This window comes from Arthrobacter ginkgonis, assembly GCF_039540195.1.
GTDB lineage: Bacteria > Actinomycetota > Actinomycetes > Actinomycetales > Micrococcaceae > Zafaria > Zafaria ginkgonis.
This window is the reverse complement of record NZ_BAABEO010000015.1, coordinates 49,269-63,959: the sequence shown is the minus strand read 5'-3', so window position 1 is coordinate 63,959 and position 14,691 is coordinate 49,269. Positions and strand designations below refer to the sequence as shown.

At 69.9% G+C, this 14,691-nt stretch carries 15 protein-coding genes; 11 read left to right on the top strand and 4 right to left on the bottom strand.

The annotated features are described in order from the left end of the window. Positions 1–155: 155 nt before the first annotated feature. The 3 genes from ABD912_RS11285 to ABD912_RS11275 all read right to left on the bottom strand — a co-directional run bounded on the left by ABD912_RS11285 (position 156) and on the right by ABD912_RS11275 (position 3,340). Positions 156–1,097 carry a DMT family transporter gene (locus tag ABD912_RS11285; protein ID WP_345150859.1) on the bottom strand — a complete coding sequence of 314 codons (942 nt, stop codon included), beginning with the start codon at positions 1,095–1,097 and terminating at the stop codon, positions 156–158. Further along, positions 1,094–1,675 (bottom strand): TetR/AcrR family transcriptional regulator, encoded by a 582-nt coding sequence (locus ABD912_RS11280; protein ID WP_345150858.1) that lies wholly within the window; start codon positions 1,673–1,675, stop codon positions 1,094–1,096. Before ABD912_RS11280 ends, ABD912_RS11285 begins: the two co-directional genes overlap by 4 nt. Before the next feature lie 120 nt (positions 1,676–1,795). Beyond that, positions 1,796–3,340: a PAS domain-containing sensor histidine kinase gene (locus ABD912_RS11275; protein WP_345150857.1), complete on the bottom strand. Its 1,545-nt coding sequence runs from the start codon at positions 3,338–3,340 to the stop codon at positions 1,796–1,798. 165 nt (positions 3,341–3,505) lie between these two features. Here ABD912_RS11275 and ABD912_RS11270 point away from each other — a divergent pair, with 165 nt between their 5' ends. The 8 genes from ABD912_RS11270 (at position 3,506) to catA (ending at position 10,234) form a co-directional block, all read left to right on the top strand. After that, positions 3,506–4,648 carry an acyl-CoA dehydrogenase family protein gene (locus ABD912_RS11270; RefSeq protein WP_345150855.1) on the top strand — a complete coding sequence of 381 codons (1,143 nt, stop codon included), beginning with the start codon at positions 3,506–3,508 and terminating at the stop codon, positions 4,646–4,648. A 49-nt stretch (positions 4,649–4,697) separates the two neighbouring features. After that, positions 4,698–5,072 (top strand): hypothetical protein, encoded by a 375-nt coding sequence (locus tag ABD912_RS11265; RefSeq protein WP_345150853.1) that lies wholly within the window; start codon positions 4,698–4,700, stop codon positions 5,070–5,072. Positions 5,073–5,074: 2 nt separating this feature from the next. Continuing rightward, positions 5,075–5,626, top strand: coding sequence for a nuclear transport factor 2 family protein (locus tag ABD912_RS11260; RefSeq protein ID WP_345150852.1), 552 nt, complete (start codon positions 5,075–5,077; stop codon positions 5,624–5,626). A gap of 26 nt (positions 5,627–5,652) precedes the next feature. Next, positions 5,653–6,930 carry an aromatic ring-hydroxylating oxygenase subunit alpha gene (locus ABD912_RS11255; protein ID WP_345150850.1) on the top strand — a complete coding sequence of 426 codons (1,278 nt, stop codon included), beginning with the start codon at positions 5,653–5,655 and terminating at the stop codon, positions 6,928–6,930. Further along, positions 6,923–7,483 (top strand): aromatic-ring-hydroxylating dioxygenase subunit beta, encoded by a 561-nt coding sequence (locus ABD912_RS11250; protein ID WP_345150848.1) that lies wholly within the window; start codon positions 6,923–6,925, stop codon positions 7,481–7,483. The genes ABD912_RS11255 and ABD912_RS11250 overlap by 8 nt, the downstream gene beginning before the upstream one ends. A gap of 13 nt (positions 7,484–7,496) precedes the next feature. Beyond that, entirely contained in the window at positions 7,497–8,285 is a 789-nt protein-coding gene (locus ABD912_RS11245; protein ID WP_345150847.1) for an SDR family NAD(P)-dependent oxidoreductase, read from the top strand. A 55-nt stretch (positions 8,286–8,340) separates the two neighbouring features. Beyond that, entirely contained in the window at positions 8,341–9,303 is a 963-nt protein-coding gene (locus tag ABD912_RS11240; RefSeq protein ID WP_345150846.1) for a PDR/VanB family oxidoreductase, read from the top strand. Positions 9,304–9,376: 73 nt separating this feature from the next. Further along, positions 9,377–10,234 (top strand): catechol 1,2-dioxygenase, encoded by an 858-nt coding sequence (catA, locus tag ABD912_RS11235; protein WP_345150845.1) that lies wholly within the window; start codon positions 9,377–9,379, stop codon positions 10,232–10,234. A 113-nt stretch (positions 10,235–10,347) separates the two neighbouring features. Here catA and ABD912_RS11230 read toward each other — a convergent pair whose 3' ends face one another. Beyond that, positions 10,348–10,971 (bottom strand): response regulator transcription factor, encoded by a 624-nt coding sequence (locus tag ABD912_RS11230; protein ID WP_345150843.1) that lies wholly within the window; start codon positions 10,969–10,971, stop codon positions 10,348–10,350. Positions 10,972–11,179: 208 nt separating this feature from the next. On the opposite strand from ABD912_RS11230, the gene ABD912_RS11225 reads away from it, so the two are divergent. From ABD912_RS11225 to ABD912_RS11215, 3 genes are all read left to right on the top strand, one after another. Beyond that, positions 11,180–11,695: a flavin reductase gene (locus ABD912_RS11225; RefSeq protein ID WP_345150841.1), complete on the top strand. Its 516-nt coding sequence runs from the start codon at positions 11,180–11,182 to the stop codon at positions 11,693–11,695. A gap of 23 nt (positions 11,696–11,718) precedes the next feature. Continuing rightward, the gene (locus tag ABD912_RS11220; RefSeq protein WP_345150839.1) at positions 11,719–13,023 is read left to right on the top strand and encodes an amidase; all 1,305 of its coding nucleotides are present in this window, start codon (positions 11,719–11,721) and stop codon (positions 13,021–13,023) included. A gap of 70 nt (positions 13,024–13,093) precedes the next feature. Further along, entirely contained in the window at positions 13,094–14,590 is a 1,497-nt protein-coding gene (locus tag ABD912_RS11215) for an MFS transporter (protein WP_345150838.1), read from the top strand. The last annotated feature ends 101 nt before the right edge of the window (positions 14,591–14,691 follow it).

Sequence of the window (14,691 nt, the reverse complement as noted above, 5' to 3'; positions counted from 1 at the left end):
TCCGTGCCACGGCGCCCACGTGCTCGAACCCGATCACTGCCATGCCCGCAGGCTAGTGCCTGCCCGCGCCTTCGGCAATGAAGCGGACCGGCCCGCACGGGGTGCTCGACGGCATCGGATGGAACCTTGATTTGTTGAAAGGGCCGCCGTTTTCGTCAGCTGGCGGCCGGGATGCGCTGGGGTGCTGGCTGCCTGGGGGTGGGTGCGGTGCCGTTCGTGGGTGCGACGGCGAGGACGGCCAGGACCAGCGCGATGGCCCCCAGGCCCATCCAGCCGAGGGAGGTGAGGCGTTCCCCGACGATGAGGACGGCGAGGACCGCGGCGATCGCCGGCTCGGCCAGGGTGACGGTCGTGGCGGTGCTGGCCGAGACCCGGGCAAGGCCGAACCCGAACAGCAGGTAGCCGAGGAACATCGGCACCAGGGCCATGTAGGCCGCCACGGTGAAGGTCCCGGAAGAGGCAAGCAGCGGCCCTCCGGTGGCCAGGAGCACCGGGAGGAGCAGCACGCCGCCGGCGCCGAAGACGGATCCCATCGATGCCGCCCGGCCGAGCCCCTGGCCCATGAGCCGGTGCGCGACCCAGGAGTAGGTCGCGTAGGTCCCGCCCGCGACGAGGCCGAGCGCCATGCCCGCCAGCGTCGAGGCCGTCGCCTCCGCGGGGCCGGTCATCTTGGACAGGCACAGGAGCGCGCTGCCGATGATCCCCAGCGTTGCGGCGAGCATCCACCAGCGGCTCAGCGGGCGCCGCTCAACCAGGCGTTCCAGCAGGCCCGACGCCAAGGGGGCGGAGGCCAGGGAGACCACAGAGCCGACGGCGACTCCGGCCAAATGCATGGAGCTGTAGAACGCCAGCGGGTAGACCGCCACGGCGGCCGCACCGAGCAGGATCAGGCGCAGGTTGGCCCGCAGGGCGGGCCAGGCCGAACGCAGCGCGGGCACGGCGATCAGCGCCTGGAGGATGCCCCCGATGCCGAGCGCCGCGGAGCCGATGGCCAAGGGGCCGGCGTCGGGTGCGAAGGTCGCTGCGGTGCCGGTGGTGCCCCACAACACCGACGTGACGGTGATGGCGCCGATGCCGGCCAGCCTGCCGCGGGTCACAGCGCGTCCACCAGTGCCGAAGCGAGCTGGCGTGCGTGTGCGAGCCGGTCCGGGCCGCCCTCCAGCCCCGCGCGCGCCATCGCCCCCTCGAGCAGGAAGGCGCAGTGCTCCGCGGCACCGGCGGCCCGGTCCGGTGAGGTGATTCCGGCCAGCTGCGCCGCCAGGATCGACTCCACCTGTTCCTTGTGGCGGCGGACCGCCTCGCGTCCCGCGGAGCCCGCCGGGAGTTCGGCGGCGGCGTTGAGCAGGCCGCAGCCGCGGAATCCGTGCACATAGCCGGCCTCCGCGTGGTCGATGTACGCGTCGAACACCGCCAGCACGCCGTCCCGCGGGGTCGCTGCGGCCTCGGCGCGGGTGCGGTAGAGGTCAAGCCATTCCGCGTGCCGGGCCTCGATGTAGGCGAGCATCAGCTCCTCCTTGGAGGAGAAGTTGTTGTACAGGCTTTTCTTCGCCACGCCCGCTTCGGCGGTGATCGTGTCGATGCCGGTTGCCACCATTCCGTGGGCGTAGAACAGCCTCGCTGCCGCGTCGAGCAAGCGCTCGCGCGCCGATGCCGGGCGGCTCTCCGTGGATGCCATGCGTCCTCCTGTGGTAGGTAGACCAGTCTACCTACCACAGGGACGAGGCGTAAACCCCCGACTCCGGGGGGAAGGCCGGGCCGCGCTCGCCGGGAACCGCCGGTTCCGGGCCCGTCCGCCTCAGCCGATGGATTTCGGGGTCGCGGTCCGGGCCAGGTCCTGCCGCGGAACCTGCTCGGCACCGGCCCTGGGCAGCCGGAAGGTGAACACGGAACCGCGCGGGCTGTTCTCGGCGGCGGTGATGGTGCCGCGCTGGCGGGTCACGATGCGGTGGCTCAGCGCCAGTCCGACGCCGGTGCCGCCGGCCTTGGTGGTGAAGGCCCCGTCGAAAATCCGTCCGTCCGGGAAGTGCGCCAGCCCGCGGCCGCGGTCGCTGACGCTGAACTCGCCGAAGCCGTCCACCGGGCGGGTTTCAATGGTGATTTCCCGTTCCTGCTCGGGGAACCGCGCCATTTCCTCGATCGCATTGCGGCACAGGTTCATCACCACCTGGCCGATGAGCACCATCTCGCAGCGGATCGGGATGGGGGCCTCGTGCAGCTGCACCTTCACCGTGGTGCGGTGGGCTTCCGCGGTGAGGTGGATGAAATACAGGCAGTCGCGCACGATCTTGTTCAGGTCCACCAGCTGCTCGGACGTTTCCAGGGTGCCGACGAATCCCTTGAGGCTGTGCAGGATCCGGTTGGCCCGTTCGATCTGCTTCTGCGCATTGTCCAGCCCGTACGCCAGGGCTTCGGGCACCTCGCCGGCCGCCTCCGCCCGCCGTTTGGCGCCGGTGATGAAGTTGGTCGCCGCGGTCAGCGGCTGTCCCAGCTCGTGCGCCAGGGCCATGGCCAGGTCGCCCATGACGTTCTGCCGGGCCAGGTAGTTGAGCCGGTCCTGGTCGCGCTGGTGCTCTTTTTCGGTCCTGATCCGGTCCGTGATGTCGTGCAGGAAAAGCAGCGTGCCGCGCAGGTCGTCCTGGAGGTCGATGCGGTGAGGATTGACCGCGTACCAGGTGCTGCCGCCATTTTCCCGGCGCAGGGCCAGCCGGAAGCTGCTGGTGCGCGGCGAGGCGTCGGTGACCGAGAGGGCCTGCTCCAAGGCCGGGCGGGATTCGTCGGTGCAGTAATCCGCCAGGCGGGCGCCCAGGAGCTCACTCAGGCAGATCCCCAGCTGGGATTCGGCCGACTGGCTGGCGTAGCTGACCACGCCGTCGTCGGCCACCACCAGCAGCCCTTCACGCATGCTGTCGGTGAACGTCTGCAGCCGGCTTTCGGTCCGCTGCAGGTCGGATTTGAGCGCTTCCTCCTTCTCGATGTCGCGGAACTGGACCATCACCACCGTCCGCTCCGAAAGCTGGACCCTGGTGGCGATGGCCTCGGTCAGGAAATCGACGCCGGCCTTGGTCCGGTACATCCATTCGGTCCTGCTGGTGCCCTGCTCGACGGCGTTCTGCAGCCATTGCCGGCCGACGGAACGGCGGTACCGGCGTTCGGAACTGCTCATGTCCGGCGCCTTGAGCGGCCGGAGTTCCTCCAGGGTGAAGCCGAGCATCGTGCAGGCCGCGGGGTTCGCCCACAGGATGTCCTTGCTGTCCGCGTCGTGGATCAGGATGCAGTGCTGCAGGGCATCGAGCATGGCCTCGAAGTCGCCGTCGGAGGGCTGGAAGGTCAGGGCGTCCACAGTCCCTAGTTGTACAGGCTCGCCCTTACTTTCCCATAGGTACTTCCCTTACCGGGGCGGCGGAAACCTATGCGCCGGGGCGGAAAAGCACCGATTGAGGCGCAGTAATTGCGGAAATAGCGTGATCGGCAACACCGGAACCACAAGCCACAAGGAGGGGTTGGAATGACCGCAGTGCTGGACACGCCCGCCACCGACGGACTCGAGGGCGTCCTCGCGGAGATCGCCGCCCGCCGCACCGAATTCGGGCGGCAGCGGTTCGTCCCCAAGGACGTGATCGCCAACCTGAAGCGCGCGGGCCTCTACCGCGCGGCCACGCCCCGGCGGTTCGGCGGCGACGCCCTGCCCCCGGCCGAGTTCCTGCGCAAGATCGAGCGGATTTCCGCCGTCGACCCGTCCTCGGGCTGGGTGGCCAGCTTCGGCTCCGCCCTCATCTACTTCGCGGCGCTGCCGCTGGACACCCAGGCCGAGCTGTACAAGGACGGCCCGGACCTGGCCTTCGCCGGCGGCCTGTTCCCCGTGCAGCGGGCGGAGTTCGACGGCGAGAAGTACCGGGTGTCCGGCCGGTGGCGGTTCGCCAGCGGCAGCAAGGGCGCGGACATCCTGGGGGTCGGCATCGCCGGCGGCGAGGAGGCCAACGGCAAGCCGCGCACGGCGCTGCTGCGGCCGGACCAGGCCAGGATCGAGGACAACTGGGACGTGATCGGGCTGCACGGCACCGGCAGCCACGACATCGTGGTGGACGGCGTCGACGTGCCGGCGGAATGGACGTTCATCCGCGGCGGGGAACCCACCGTCGACGAGCCGCTCTACCGCTACCCGGCCATCGCCTACGCGGCCCAGGTGCTCGCCGTCGTCAACCTCGGTGCCGGCCGCGCGGCCCTGGACTACGCCATCGAAATCGGCGCCGGCCGCTCGGGAGTCACCGGAGCCCCCAAGCTCGCCGACCGCGCCTACTACCGCATCGACGTCGCCAAGGCCGAGGCCGCGCTGCGCTCCGCCGCCGCCTTCTTCTACGACATCACCGAGGAAACCTACGCCACGGTCGCCGCCGGCGATCCGGCCACGGACAAGCAGAAGGCGCTGCTGCGCCTGGCCGGAACCCATGCGGCCAAGGCCGGCGCCGCGGCGGCCCAGACCGCCTACTCGCTCTCCGGCACCGCCGCCATCTACGACGACAACCCGCTGCAGGGCTACCTGCGCGACGCTTCCGTGGTCACCCAACACGCCTTCCTGGGCGACGGCATATATGACGGCGCCGGCGCGGTCCTGATGGGCCAGCAGCCGGGCATCCCCGCCTTCCTCTGAACCGTCCGCGCCCCCGAACCACCCACGACCCCCGCAAGGAGCATCCCCCATGGCTGAGACGCCCGAACCGCTGCGCGTGCTGTTCTGTATCGGCATCAACCAGAACTTCTTCGACCTGCCCAAGGACCGGATCGGCATGGTCTGGACCGCCTTCTCCGGCATGATGAGCGAGCTGGCCGCGCTGCCCGGCGTAAACGTCGTCGGCACCATGGACGACGACTCCCACATGGTGGGCCCGTCCGCCGGCTGGCCCTGGACCTGCTACATCATGGCCGACGTCGATACGCAGGAGACGGTCAAGGCCGCCTGCAACCTGTTCCGTACCACCCCGGTCGGCGAGCACGCGCTCTGGCGCTACGCGGCCATCGAGGCCCGGATGGGCCGCGCGCTGACCATCCGCGACGACGTCGAGACGGGCTCCTGACCATGGTCACCACCTCCCGTCCCCGGGCCACCGTCGCCGGGCTGGAAGCCCGGCTGCGGGTGCTGGAGGCCGCCGACTCCGTGCGTTGGGTGATGGGCCGCTACTTCCAGCTCTGCGACGTCCCGAATCCCGAGCTTGACCTGGACGAATTGGGCTCGCTCTTCGCGCCGGACGCGGTGTGGGAAGGCACCGGCCGGGACTACCAGGGCAAGTTCGGCCGGCACGCCGGGCGCGAAGCCATCGTGGCCATGCTCGCGGGCTACCTGCCGCCGTCGGAGCACTTCACCGCCAACGCCCACGTGCTGGGGGAGGGACGCATCAACGTCACCGGCAGCACCGCCCACGGGACGTGGATCATGCAGCAGCTCTCCGCCCATGCCGACGGGAGCAGCGAACTGGCGGCCGCCCGGCTGAACGTGGACTTCGCCCTCGACGGCGCCCTGGCCACCATCAGCCGCTTCCGCACCGAAAGGCTCTTCGCCACTCCGCTGGACGGCACCCCGGTGGACATCCCCAGCACAGCCACCCTCAGCACCGCGGGCACCGCCCGCTAACCGCAGCACCACGAAGGAGAACCCCCATGACCACCACACCAGTGGATAGCGGCCGCGGCTTCGCGGCCCTGGCCGGCACCGACCGGGTGGCCGGACAGCTCTACACGGACCCGGACATCTTCGAGCAGGAGCTGGAGAAGATCTTCTACCGGACCTGGATCTGGGTCGCCCACGAGAGCGAAATCCCCGAGGCCGGCAGCTTCAAGACGGCCACGATCGGCCGCCAGCCGGTGATCGTCAACCGCGACCGCAAGGGCAACTTCAACGTCCTGCTCAACCGCTGCCGCCACCGCGGGGCCAGCGTCTGCGAGGTCCCGCGCGGCAAGGCCAACGGCTTCACCTGCCCCTACCACTCCTGGTCCTACTCGCTGGAGGGCCAGCTGCGCGGCATCCCCTACCCGGAGGGCTACGAGGGCGTGGTGGAGAAGAAGGAGATGCCGCTGGAGCGCCTGCGCGTGGAAAGCTACGCGGGCATGATCTTCGCCAGCTTCAACCAGGAGATCGAACCGCTGGAGGACTTCCTCGGCGACGCGAAGATCTGGATCGACCGGTTCATGAAGCAGGGCGCCGGCTACCCCGTCAAGGCCCAGGGCGAACACCGGTTCCGGTTCGACGGCAACTGGAAGATCCAGCTGGAGAACACCACCGACGGCTACCACTTCCCGATCGTGCACCGGTCCTGGATGGCCTCGGTGGACGCCGAGACCGCCGACATGCTCTCCTTCATGACCGACGAAAATGCAGTGACCCACGCCCTGGGCAACGGCCACAGCGTGGCCATCATGGTCCCCGAGCACGTGGACCTGGAGGAGGACGACGGCACCGAGGACCTGCAGGGCCGCTTCGGACACATCATCGAGGAACTCTCCCAGACCATGCCGCCGGAGCAGGTCCGCCGGATCGTCCGCTCCATGCACGGGGCCGGCTTCAACCTGAACCTGTTCCCCAACGTGGCCATGTCCATGTCCTTCTTCCGCGTCCTGCGGCCCATCGCCGTCAACGAGACCGAGATCCAGCACATCGCCCTGGGCCTGGACGGCGGGCCGGAATCCGTCAACCGGGAGCGGCTGCGCATCCACGAGCACTTCCAGGGACCCTTCGGCTTCGGCACTCCCGACGACTCGGAGGCCTGGGACCGCGTGCAGCGCGGCGCCTACGCGAACAAGGACATGCCCATCCTGGTCAACCGCGGCCTGGGCCGCGAGCGGACCACGGAGGAGGGCTGGAAGACATCGCATGTCACCGACGAATCGGGCATGCGCGAGGCCTACGGACAGTGGAAGAAGATGATGAGCAATGACTAGCCAGAGCACCGCGACCGAACTGGACAGCGCCACCGAACTGAACACCGCCCCGGGTCTCGAGCTGCGGCTGGGCCGGCTGGCGGACCCGCGGGTGGCCCAGGCCATCGAGCTGGTCTGGCACGAGGCCACCCTGCTGGACGCCAAGGCGTACGAGGACTGGGAGCGGCTGTGGACCGCGGACGGGAAGTACGTCATCCCGATCGACCCGGAGACCGAGGACTTCGAGGCGCGCCTGAACATGGTGTACGACGACGCGCGGATGCGCCGCATGCGCGTCACCCGCCTGGTCGAGGGCTACTCGATGTCGGCAGTGGCCGCCGCCCGCACCGCCCGCACGATCTCCCGCTTCACCGTCGGGGAGCTGACCGAGGACGCCGTCACCCTGCGTTCGGCGCAGGTGCTGGTGGGTTTCAAGCGCGAAAAGCACATCCTGCTCGCGGCCGACCTCACCCACCGCGTCCGGTTCACGGAGGAGGGCGCGCTGATCGACCTGAAGGTGGTCCGGTTGGTCAATTCCGACGGGGCCGTCACGGCCTCCGGGTTCCTCCTCTAGGAAAGGCACGGTCATGAAAGCAACCCAAAGCCTGCAGGCACCCTCCGCGGCCGACGCCGGGAACCGGCCGGTCGCCGTCGTCACCGGCGCGACCCGGGGACTGGGCGAGGTCATCGTCCGGACCCTGCACCGCGAGGGCTACCGGGTCCTGGCCACGGGCAGTCGCCTGGAGAAGGTGCAGGAACTGGCCGACGACCTCGATCCCAGCGGTTCCACCGTGGCCGCGGTCGCCGTGGACGTTCGCCGCAAGGGCGACTTCGAAGCGGCGCTGGCCGCCGCCGTCGAACGCTGGGGAGGGGCGCACGTGCTGGTCAACAACGCCGGCCGCTCCCAGGTCCAGCCGGTCATGGACATCAGCCCGGAGGAATTCTCCGCGATCGTGTCCACCAATCTGGACGGGGTGTTCTTCGGCTGCCAGGTGTTCGGCCGGTACTTCGCGGCCCAGGGCTACGGCCGCATCGTCAACATCGGCTCGCTGGCCGGCCAGAACGGCGGCACCGCCACCGGCGCGCACTACGCGGCGGCCAAGGGTGGCGTCGGAACCCTGACCAAGGTGTTCGCCCGGGACCTGGCGGCCGGGGGCGTCACCGTCAATGCCGTCTCGCCCGGGCCGCTGGACCTGCCGGTGGTCTACGAGACCGTCGCAGCGGACAAGCTCGAGGGGATCAAGGCCAACATTCCGGTGGGACGGCTGGGCTCGGCCGAGTTCATCGCCTCCACCGTGGCCCTGCTGGCCTCCCCGGACGCGGCCAGCGTCAACGGCGCCTGCTGGGACATCAACGGCGGGCTGTTCATGCGCTGACCGCCGCAGCGGTCGGCCCTGGGCCCAGAACCTGAAGCAAGTAAGGAGCACGGACATGGGAATGTTCAAGGTGTTGGTCTCCGAGATCCTCGAGGAAACCGACCACATCAAATCGTTCAAGCTGGTCCGTGCGGACGGCCGGGGGTTCGACCCCTACCCGGCCGGGGCGCACATCGACATCGTCGGCCCGACCCAGGTGGTGCGCCAGTACTCGCTGTGCAGCCCGCCCTACGACCTGGACGCCTACGTGGTGGCGGTCAAGCGGGAACCGGAGTCGCGGGGCGGGTCGGCGGCGCTGCATGACCGGCTGGAGGTCGGCAGCGAGTTGGAGATCAGCGCGCCGCGGAACCTGATGCAGGTGGCCGGGAGCGCCGACCGCCACGTGCTGGTGGCCGCGGGCATCGGCGTGACGCCGATGATCAGCATGGCCTACCAGTTGCAGCGCGAAGGCAAGCCGTTCGAGCTGCACTATTTCGCCCGCTCCCGGGAGCTGGCCGCCTTCACGGACCTGCTGGAGGAACGCTGCGGCTTCGGTGAGAAGGTCCGTTTCCACTTCGGCATTCCGCGCGACGGGCAGCCTGCCGTGCTGCGGGAGATCCTGGGAGGCCTCACCGGCGCATCCCACGTCTACACCTGCGGGCCCGAGGGCTTCATGGACCGCGTGCTCTCCCTGGCCGGGCCGGTGCTTGGCGAGGACAACGTCCACATCGAGCACTTCCAAGCCGGGGAGCCGGCGGACACCTCGGGAGACGCGGCCTTCGAGGTGGAGCTGGACTCCGGGGAGGTCTTCGAGATCCCCGCCGACCGTTCCATCGTCGAGGTGCTGCAGGAGAACGGGGTCCCGGTGGACACCTCCTGCAAGGAAGGGATCTGCGGCACCTGCGTCATGGGCGTGCTGGAAGGCGAGCCCGAGCACCGGGACAACTGCCTGTCCGCGAGCGAGAAGAAGGCCAACGACCAGATCGCCACCTGCGTCTCCCGGGCCCGCTCGGCGCGGCTGATGCTGGAGCTGTTCTAGCCCCCGCCGTTTTCCCGGAGCCGGGCCCGCAGCCCCTCCAATCCGTCGACACCAACCCTGAGGAGACCAGGAAATGACTACCCAAACCCAAACCCAGGCCACCGCCGCCGCCTCCGGAAGCCGTGCCACCGAACGGTTCCGCGAGAACAAGCAGTCCGCCGCCGGGACCGGCACCGAGCGCGTCGCCCTGCTCGCCTCCCGGGTGATCAAGGCGATCAACGACGCCGTGCTGGAGGAGAAGGTCAGCTACGACGAGTACAACGCGTTCAAGGCCTGGCTGATCAAGGTCGGCGAGGACGGGGAATGGCCGCTGTTCCTGGATGTCTGGGTGGAGCACTCCGTGGAGCAGGTGGCCAGCGAGCACCGCCAGGGATCCAAGGGCACCATCGAGGGCCCGTACTACGTGCCCGGCGCTCCCGCGCTCCCAAGCCCGGCCACGCTGCCGATGCGCGAACGCGAGCAGGGCACCCCGCTGCTGTTCCAGGGCCGGGTCACCAACGTCGACGGCGAGCCGATCGCCGGGGCACAGGTGGAGATCTGGCACGCGGACGATGCCGGCTTCTATTCCCAGTACGCCCCGGGGCTGCCGGAATGGAACCTGCGCGGAACCGTGATCGCCGACGCCGACGGCCGGTACCGGATCCACACCGTGCAGCCGGCCCCGTACCAGATCCCCACGGACGGTTCCTGCGGGCAGCTGATCGCCGCCGCCGGCTGGCACGCCTGGCGCCCGGCGCACCTGCACCTGAAGGTCTCCGCTCCGGGACACGAGCTGATCACCACCCAGCTGTACTTCGCCGGCGACAGCCACATCGGCGACGACATCGCCTCGGCGGTCAAGCCCGAACTGATCCTCGCTCCCGTCCCGCGCGCGGACGGCCGCGGCCACGAAGCCACCTACGACTTCGCCCTGGACCCGGCCCAAGGCTAGCCGGCGGGGCCCGGCCCCGCGCCGACGCCTGCCGACGACGGCGGCACCGGGCGTGCGCGCGCACGCCCGGTGCCGCCGTCGTCGTATCCGAAGCGGGCGTGCGGGCCTGCGCGTCAGGGGGTGATGTCGATGCGGTGCCGCAGGATGTCGCGGACCAGAGTCGAAATGCTTTCCGAATTCGTCTTGGACTTGATCCGGGCCCGGTGCACGTCGATGGTCTTCACGCTCGTGCCCAGCTTGCGCGCGATGTTCTGGCTGGGCATCCCGTCCAGCACCAGGGCCAGGATTTCCCGTTCCCGGGGCGTCAGCGACGCCAGGCGCTCGTTGACCGAGCGGCGTTCGGCATCCTCCTCGAAGCGCGTGACCGCAAGCTCCAGCGTCTCCTGGACAACGTCGAGCATTTGCTGCGGATCGTACGGCTTCTCCAGGAAGTTCACGGCTCCCTGCTGCAGGGCCTTGACGGACATCCGCACGTCCCCGTGGGCGGAGACGAAAATGATCGGCACCGGGGACCCGGACTGGTTGAGCGTCTCCTGCAGCTGGAAGCCGCCGGTGCGCGGCATCCGCACGTCCAGGACCAGGCACGCGGGCCTGGCCGGATCGTAGGCGGCCAGGAAGGAAGCCACGTCGTTGAAGCTGCGGGACGGGATGTTCACCGAGTCCAGCAGCCAGGAGAGCGACGCGCACAACTCCTCGTCATCGTCGACGATGTACACGATCGCTTCCGCATTTTCCACGGTCCAACTCCCTGTGAGCGCAAAACAGCAAGGACGCCCGAAAGCATCATCTCGACGGTAGGCAGGAGACAACGGTCCGTCAACGTGATTGCCGGTAAGGAAACTACCTACGGCGCTAGGGCGATCGCATCGCCGCACTAGGGCAACTCGGGATGTCGCAGCAATCTTCCCGGCCATAGATTCGGCGCAACCCGATCAGGAGGAAACCATGAACGAGCTGACCCAGATCCAAAAAGACTTCCGCACGGCCATGGCGCACCTGCCCGCGGCCGTCAGCATCATCACCACCGACGGGCCCCACGGACGCATCGGGATCACCGTCAGCGCCGTCTGCTCGGTGACCGACGCTCCGCCGACCCTGCTGGTCTGCGTGAACAAGCGCAGCGCCGCGCACGACATCTTCCGCAGAAACGGCAAGGTGTGCATCAACGTCCTCAGCGGCGAGGACGAGGAACTGGCCCGGCACTTCTCCGGAGCCACCCAAATACCGATGGAGGAACGCTTTGCCTGGGACATCTGGGAGGAAGGGCAGGACGTGCCGGTGCTCTCCGGAGCCCACGTGAAGGTCCTCGGCACCGTTGAGGGAGTCGCCGAACAGGGCTCCCATTCCGTCCTGTTCGTCAGGGTGGACAGGGTTGCCGTGGACGAATCCAGCCACGGGCTCATCTACTTCAACCGCCACTTCGTGCGCGTGAATCCGCTCGGCGAGCACGTCGCCGTCTGAGCCGGGGGAAAGAGGAAATGCCGATGACCACCGCCCCCACCCAGTCGCTGGCCGCGCTGGTACGCCAGCTGGAATCCGGCGCGGCCACCCCGGCGGACCTGGTCCGCTCCTGCCTGGACCGCATCGAGGCCCTGGACCCGGGCATCCGCGCCTGGGTGTCCTTCGACGCCAACGGAGCGCTGGCCGCCGCCGAGGCGCTGGGGCGTGCGCCGGCCCGCGGACCCCTGTGGGGCATACCCGCCGGGGTCAAGGACATCATTGACGTTGCCGGGGTGCCCTCCGGCTGCGGTTCCACGATCCGCCACGGCGCCCCGGCCGCCGGTGCCGATGCGGCCTGCGTGGCCTCGCTGCGGCGGGCGGGCGGAATCGTCCTGGGCAAGACCGTCACGACCGAATACGGGTACTTCGCCCCCGGTCCCACCCGCAACCCGCACCGGCCGGACCACACGCCCGGCGGGTCCTCGAGCGGTTCGGCCGCCGCGGTGGCCGCGGGAATGGTCCCCTTCGCGTTCGGAACCCAGACGGCCGGCTCCCTCACCCGCCCCGCGTCGTATTGCGGCGTGGCGGGGTTCGTGGCGGCGGCGGGCTCCATCCCCACGGCCGGGGTCACCGGCCTGAGCCACAGCCTGGATTCCATCGGATTCCTCGCGGCCGGCGTCGACGACGTGCGCACCGCCTGGGCTGCCATAGCGGGCGTCGACGACGAACCCCGGCACGTCAGGGCGCCGCGCCTCCTGCTCTGGGATGGCAGCGACGTCGCCCCGATCTCCGATGCCATGCAGGCCGGTCTCCAGCGTGTCCTGGCCACCCTGCGGCCCCGCGGCGCCTGGGTGGAATCACTGGGGCTCAGCGCCGCCGTCCGGGACCTCACCCAACTGCACGGCGTGGTCATGGCGTACGAGGCGGCACGCACGCGGAAGGAACTGGAAGGCAGGGACGCGGACATCAGCGTTCCCCTGGCGCAGCTTCTGGCCCGGGGCCGGGCGCTGCCCGCGGCCGAATACGCGCAGGCCGCGGCCGGCATCGCCGCCGCCCGGCGCGAGGTGGCCGCCCGCCTCCGCAGCTTCGACGCGGTGCTGGCTCCGGCCGCCCCGGGCCCGGCCCCGGCCGGCCTCGATGCGACCGGCGATCCGGTGCTGAGCCGCCCGTGGCAGGCCATGGGCCTGCCCGTGGTCACCGTGCCCGGGCTGAAGGACGACGGCGGCCTGCCGCTGGGGCTGCAGCTCATCGGCCTGCCGGGCAACGAAGGCAGGCTCTTCGATGTCGCGGCGTGGCTTGGCCGCGCCTTGCCGGACGCGCCTTCCGGGCAATTTCCCCCTTCTGCCTAATCCCCATCCCGCGTTGGGGCGCCCGTTTTCCACGGGACACCCGCGCCCTCACCCAACCCCGAGGTATCCCATGTCAACTACCACGACCGACCCCTCCGGCACGCTGGGGGAGGCCCTGCGCACCGGACGGATGAACCGCCGTGCCTGGACCGTCACGACCATGCTGGTGCTCTTCCAGATTGTCGCCTTCGCGGACAAGGCGGTGCTCGGGCTGGTCGCCTACCAGGCGATCCCGGAACTGGGCATTTCCACCGTCCAGTTCGGCCTCATCGGCAGCGCCTTCTTCTTCCTGTACGCGATCGGCTCGGTGCTGATCGGCCTGGCCGCCGGCAGGACCTCGATCAAGTGGGTCATCTTCGCCATGGGGGTGGCCTGGGCGGTCCTGCAGTTCCCCATGCTTTTCGGCGGCGGGGCCGCCGTGCTGCTCATCACCCGGATCCTGCTCGGCGGCGCGGAGGGACCGGCCACCGCCGTCAGCCTGTCCTCGGCCCATTCCTGGTTCAAGCCGGCCGAGCGCGTGCTGCCCAGCAACCTGATCGCCATCGGTTCCACGCTGGGGCCGGTGCTTGCCGCGCCGTTCCTGGCCTTCGTCATCAGCAGCTTCGGCTGGCGCTGGGCGTTCGGTGCCCTCGGCATCCTCGGGCTGGCCTGGATCCTGCTGTGGTGGAAGCTGGGCGCCGACGGGCCGTTCGCCGGCAAGGACGGCAAGGCGGCCGCCGAGGCCCTCCGGCATGCCGCGAAGGACGAAGCGTCCGTGGGCCAGGCGGAAGGCCAAGCGGAAGCCTCCGACCCGGCCGCTGCGGCGGCCGACGAGCGGGCTCAGCGCTACGAGCTGCAGCAGCGCGTCCCCTGGCGCGCCATCCTGCTCAGCTCCTCCTTCCTCATCGCCGTCTTCGCCGGCTTCACGAACTTCTGGACCCAGGGCTTCCTGACCACCTGGTCGCCCAAGTACCTGGCCGGCGTCGTCAGCCTGCCGCCGGAGACGGTGGCCCTGTTCACCACCTTCCCCTGGATCTTCGGCGCCCTGACCCTGCTCGGGCTGGGATTCCTGGGGCGCACCCTGATGCGTCGGGGACACAGCGTCCGCACGGCCATCGCGATCCCGTTCGGCGCCTGCCTGACCGTGGCCGGGCTGTCCTTCGTGCTGCTGCCGGCCACCTCCGGTGCCGCCTCCGTCCTGCTGCTGACGCTCGCTGCCGGCTGCAGCGTCATCTATCCGATGGCCCCGAGCGCCATGGCCTACGCCGTCGGCGCGAAGCAGCGCCCCGTGCTGATGGCGGTGCTCGGTGGCGTGGCCTCGGTCGGCGCCATCGTCTCGCCGACGGCGGTGGGCCTCTTCATGGAGGGGGCTGGCTACCGGCCCCCCGCCCCGGGGACCCGGGACAGCGTGGAGATGATCGCCAACATGACGGCGGGGGTCAACCAGTCCTTCGTGATCGCCGGGGCCCTGCTGCTCCTGGCCGGGATACTCTCCCTGCTCTTCCTGAACCCGGACCGGACCGGGGAACGGCTGCAGCGGCGGTTCGCCGGATCCCCGGACGTGTCGGCGCGGACGCCGGCCGGCTAACGCGCAGGGACCGGGCTGCCCCGCGCTTGCCGGAACAGGTTAAACACCTGGGCCCGTCCTGTGAAGGACGGGCCCAGGCGTTTGGCGCATGAGGCGGGCCG

Bases quoted from the DNA above. Each gene is read 5' to 3' on its own strand.
- ABD912_RS11220 (WP_345150839.1), top strand. From the start codon at position 11,719: ATGACCACCGCCCCCACCCAGTCGCTGGCCGCGCTGGTACGCCAGCTG.
- ABD912_RS11265 (WP_345150853.1), top strand. From the start codon at position 4,698: ATGGCTGAGACGCCCGAACCGCTGCGCGTGCTGTTCTGTATCGGCATC.
- ABD912_RS11215 (WP_345150838.1), top strand. From the start codon at position 13,094: ATGTCAACTACCACGACCGACCCCTCCGGCACGCTGGGGGAGGCCCTG.
- catA (WP_345150845.1), top strand. From the start codon at position 9,377: ATGACTACCCAAACCCAAACCCAGGCCACCGCCGCCGCCTCCGGAAGC.
- ABD912_RS11270 (WP_345150855.1), top strand. From the start codon at position 3,506: ATGACCGCAGTGCTGGACACGCCCGCCACCGACGGACTCGAGGGCGTC.
- ABD912_RS11245 (WP_345150847.1), top strand. From the start codon at position 7,497: ATGAAAGCAACCCAAAGCCTGCAGGCACCCTCCGCGGCCGACGCCGGG.
- ABD912_RS11255 (WP_345150850.1), top strand. From the start codon at position 5,653: ATGACCACCACACCAGTGGATAGCGGCCGCGGCTTCGCGGCCCTGGCC.
- ABD912_RS11260 (WP_345150852.1), top strand. From the start codon at position 5,075: ATGGTCACCACCTCCCGTCCCCGGGCCACCGTCGCCGGGCTGGAAGCC.
- ABD912_RS11225 (WP_345150841.1), top strand. From the start codon at position 11,180: ATGAACGAGCTGACCCAGATCCAAAAAGACTTCCGCACGGCCATGGCG.
- ABD912_RS11280 (WP_345150858.1), bottom strand. From the start codon at position 1,675: ATGGCATCCACGGAGAGCCGCCCGGCATCGGCGCGCGAGCGCTTGCTC.
- ABD912_RS11240 (WP_345150846.1), top strand. From the start codon at position 8,341: ATGGGAATGTTCAAGGTGTTGGTCTCCGAGATCCTCGAGGAAACCGAC.
- ABD912_RS11250 (WP_345150848.1), top strand. From the start codon at position 6,923: ATGACTAGCCAGAGCACCGCGACCGAACTGGACAGCGCCACCGAACTG.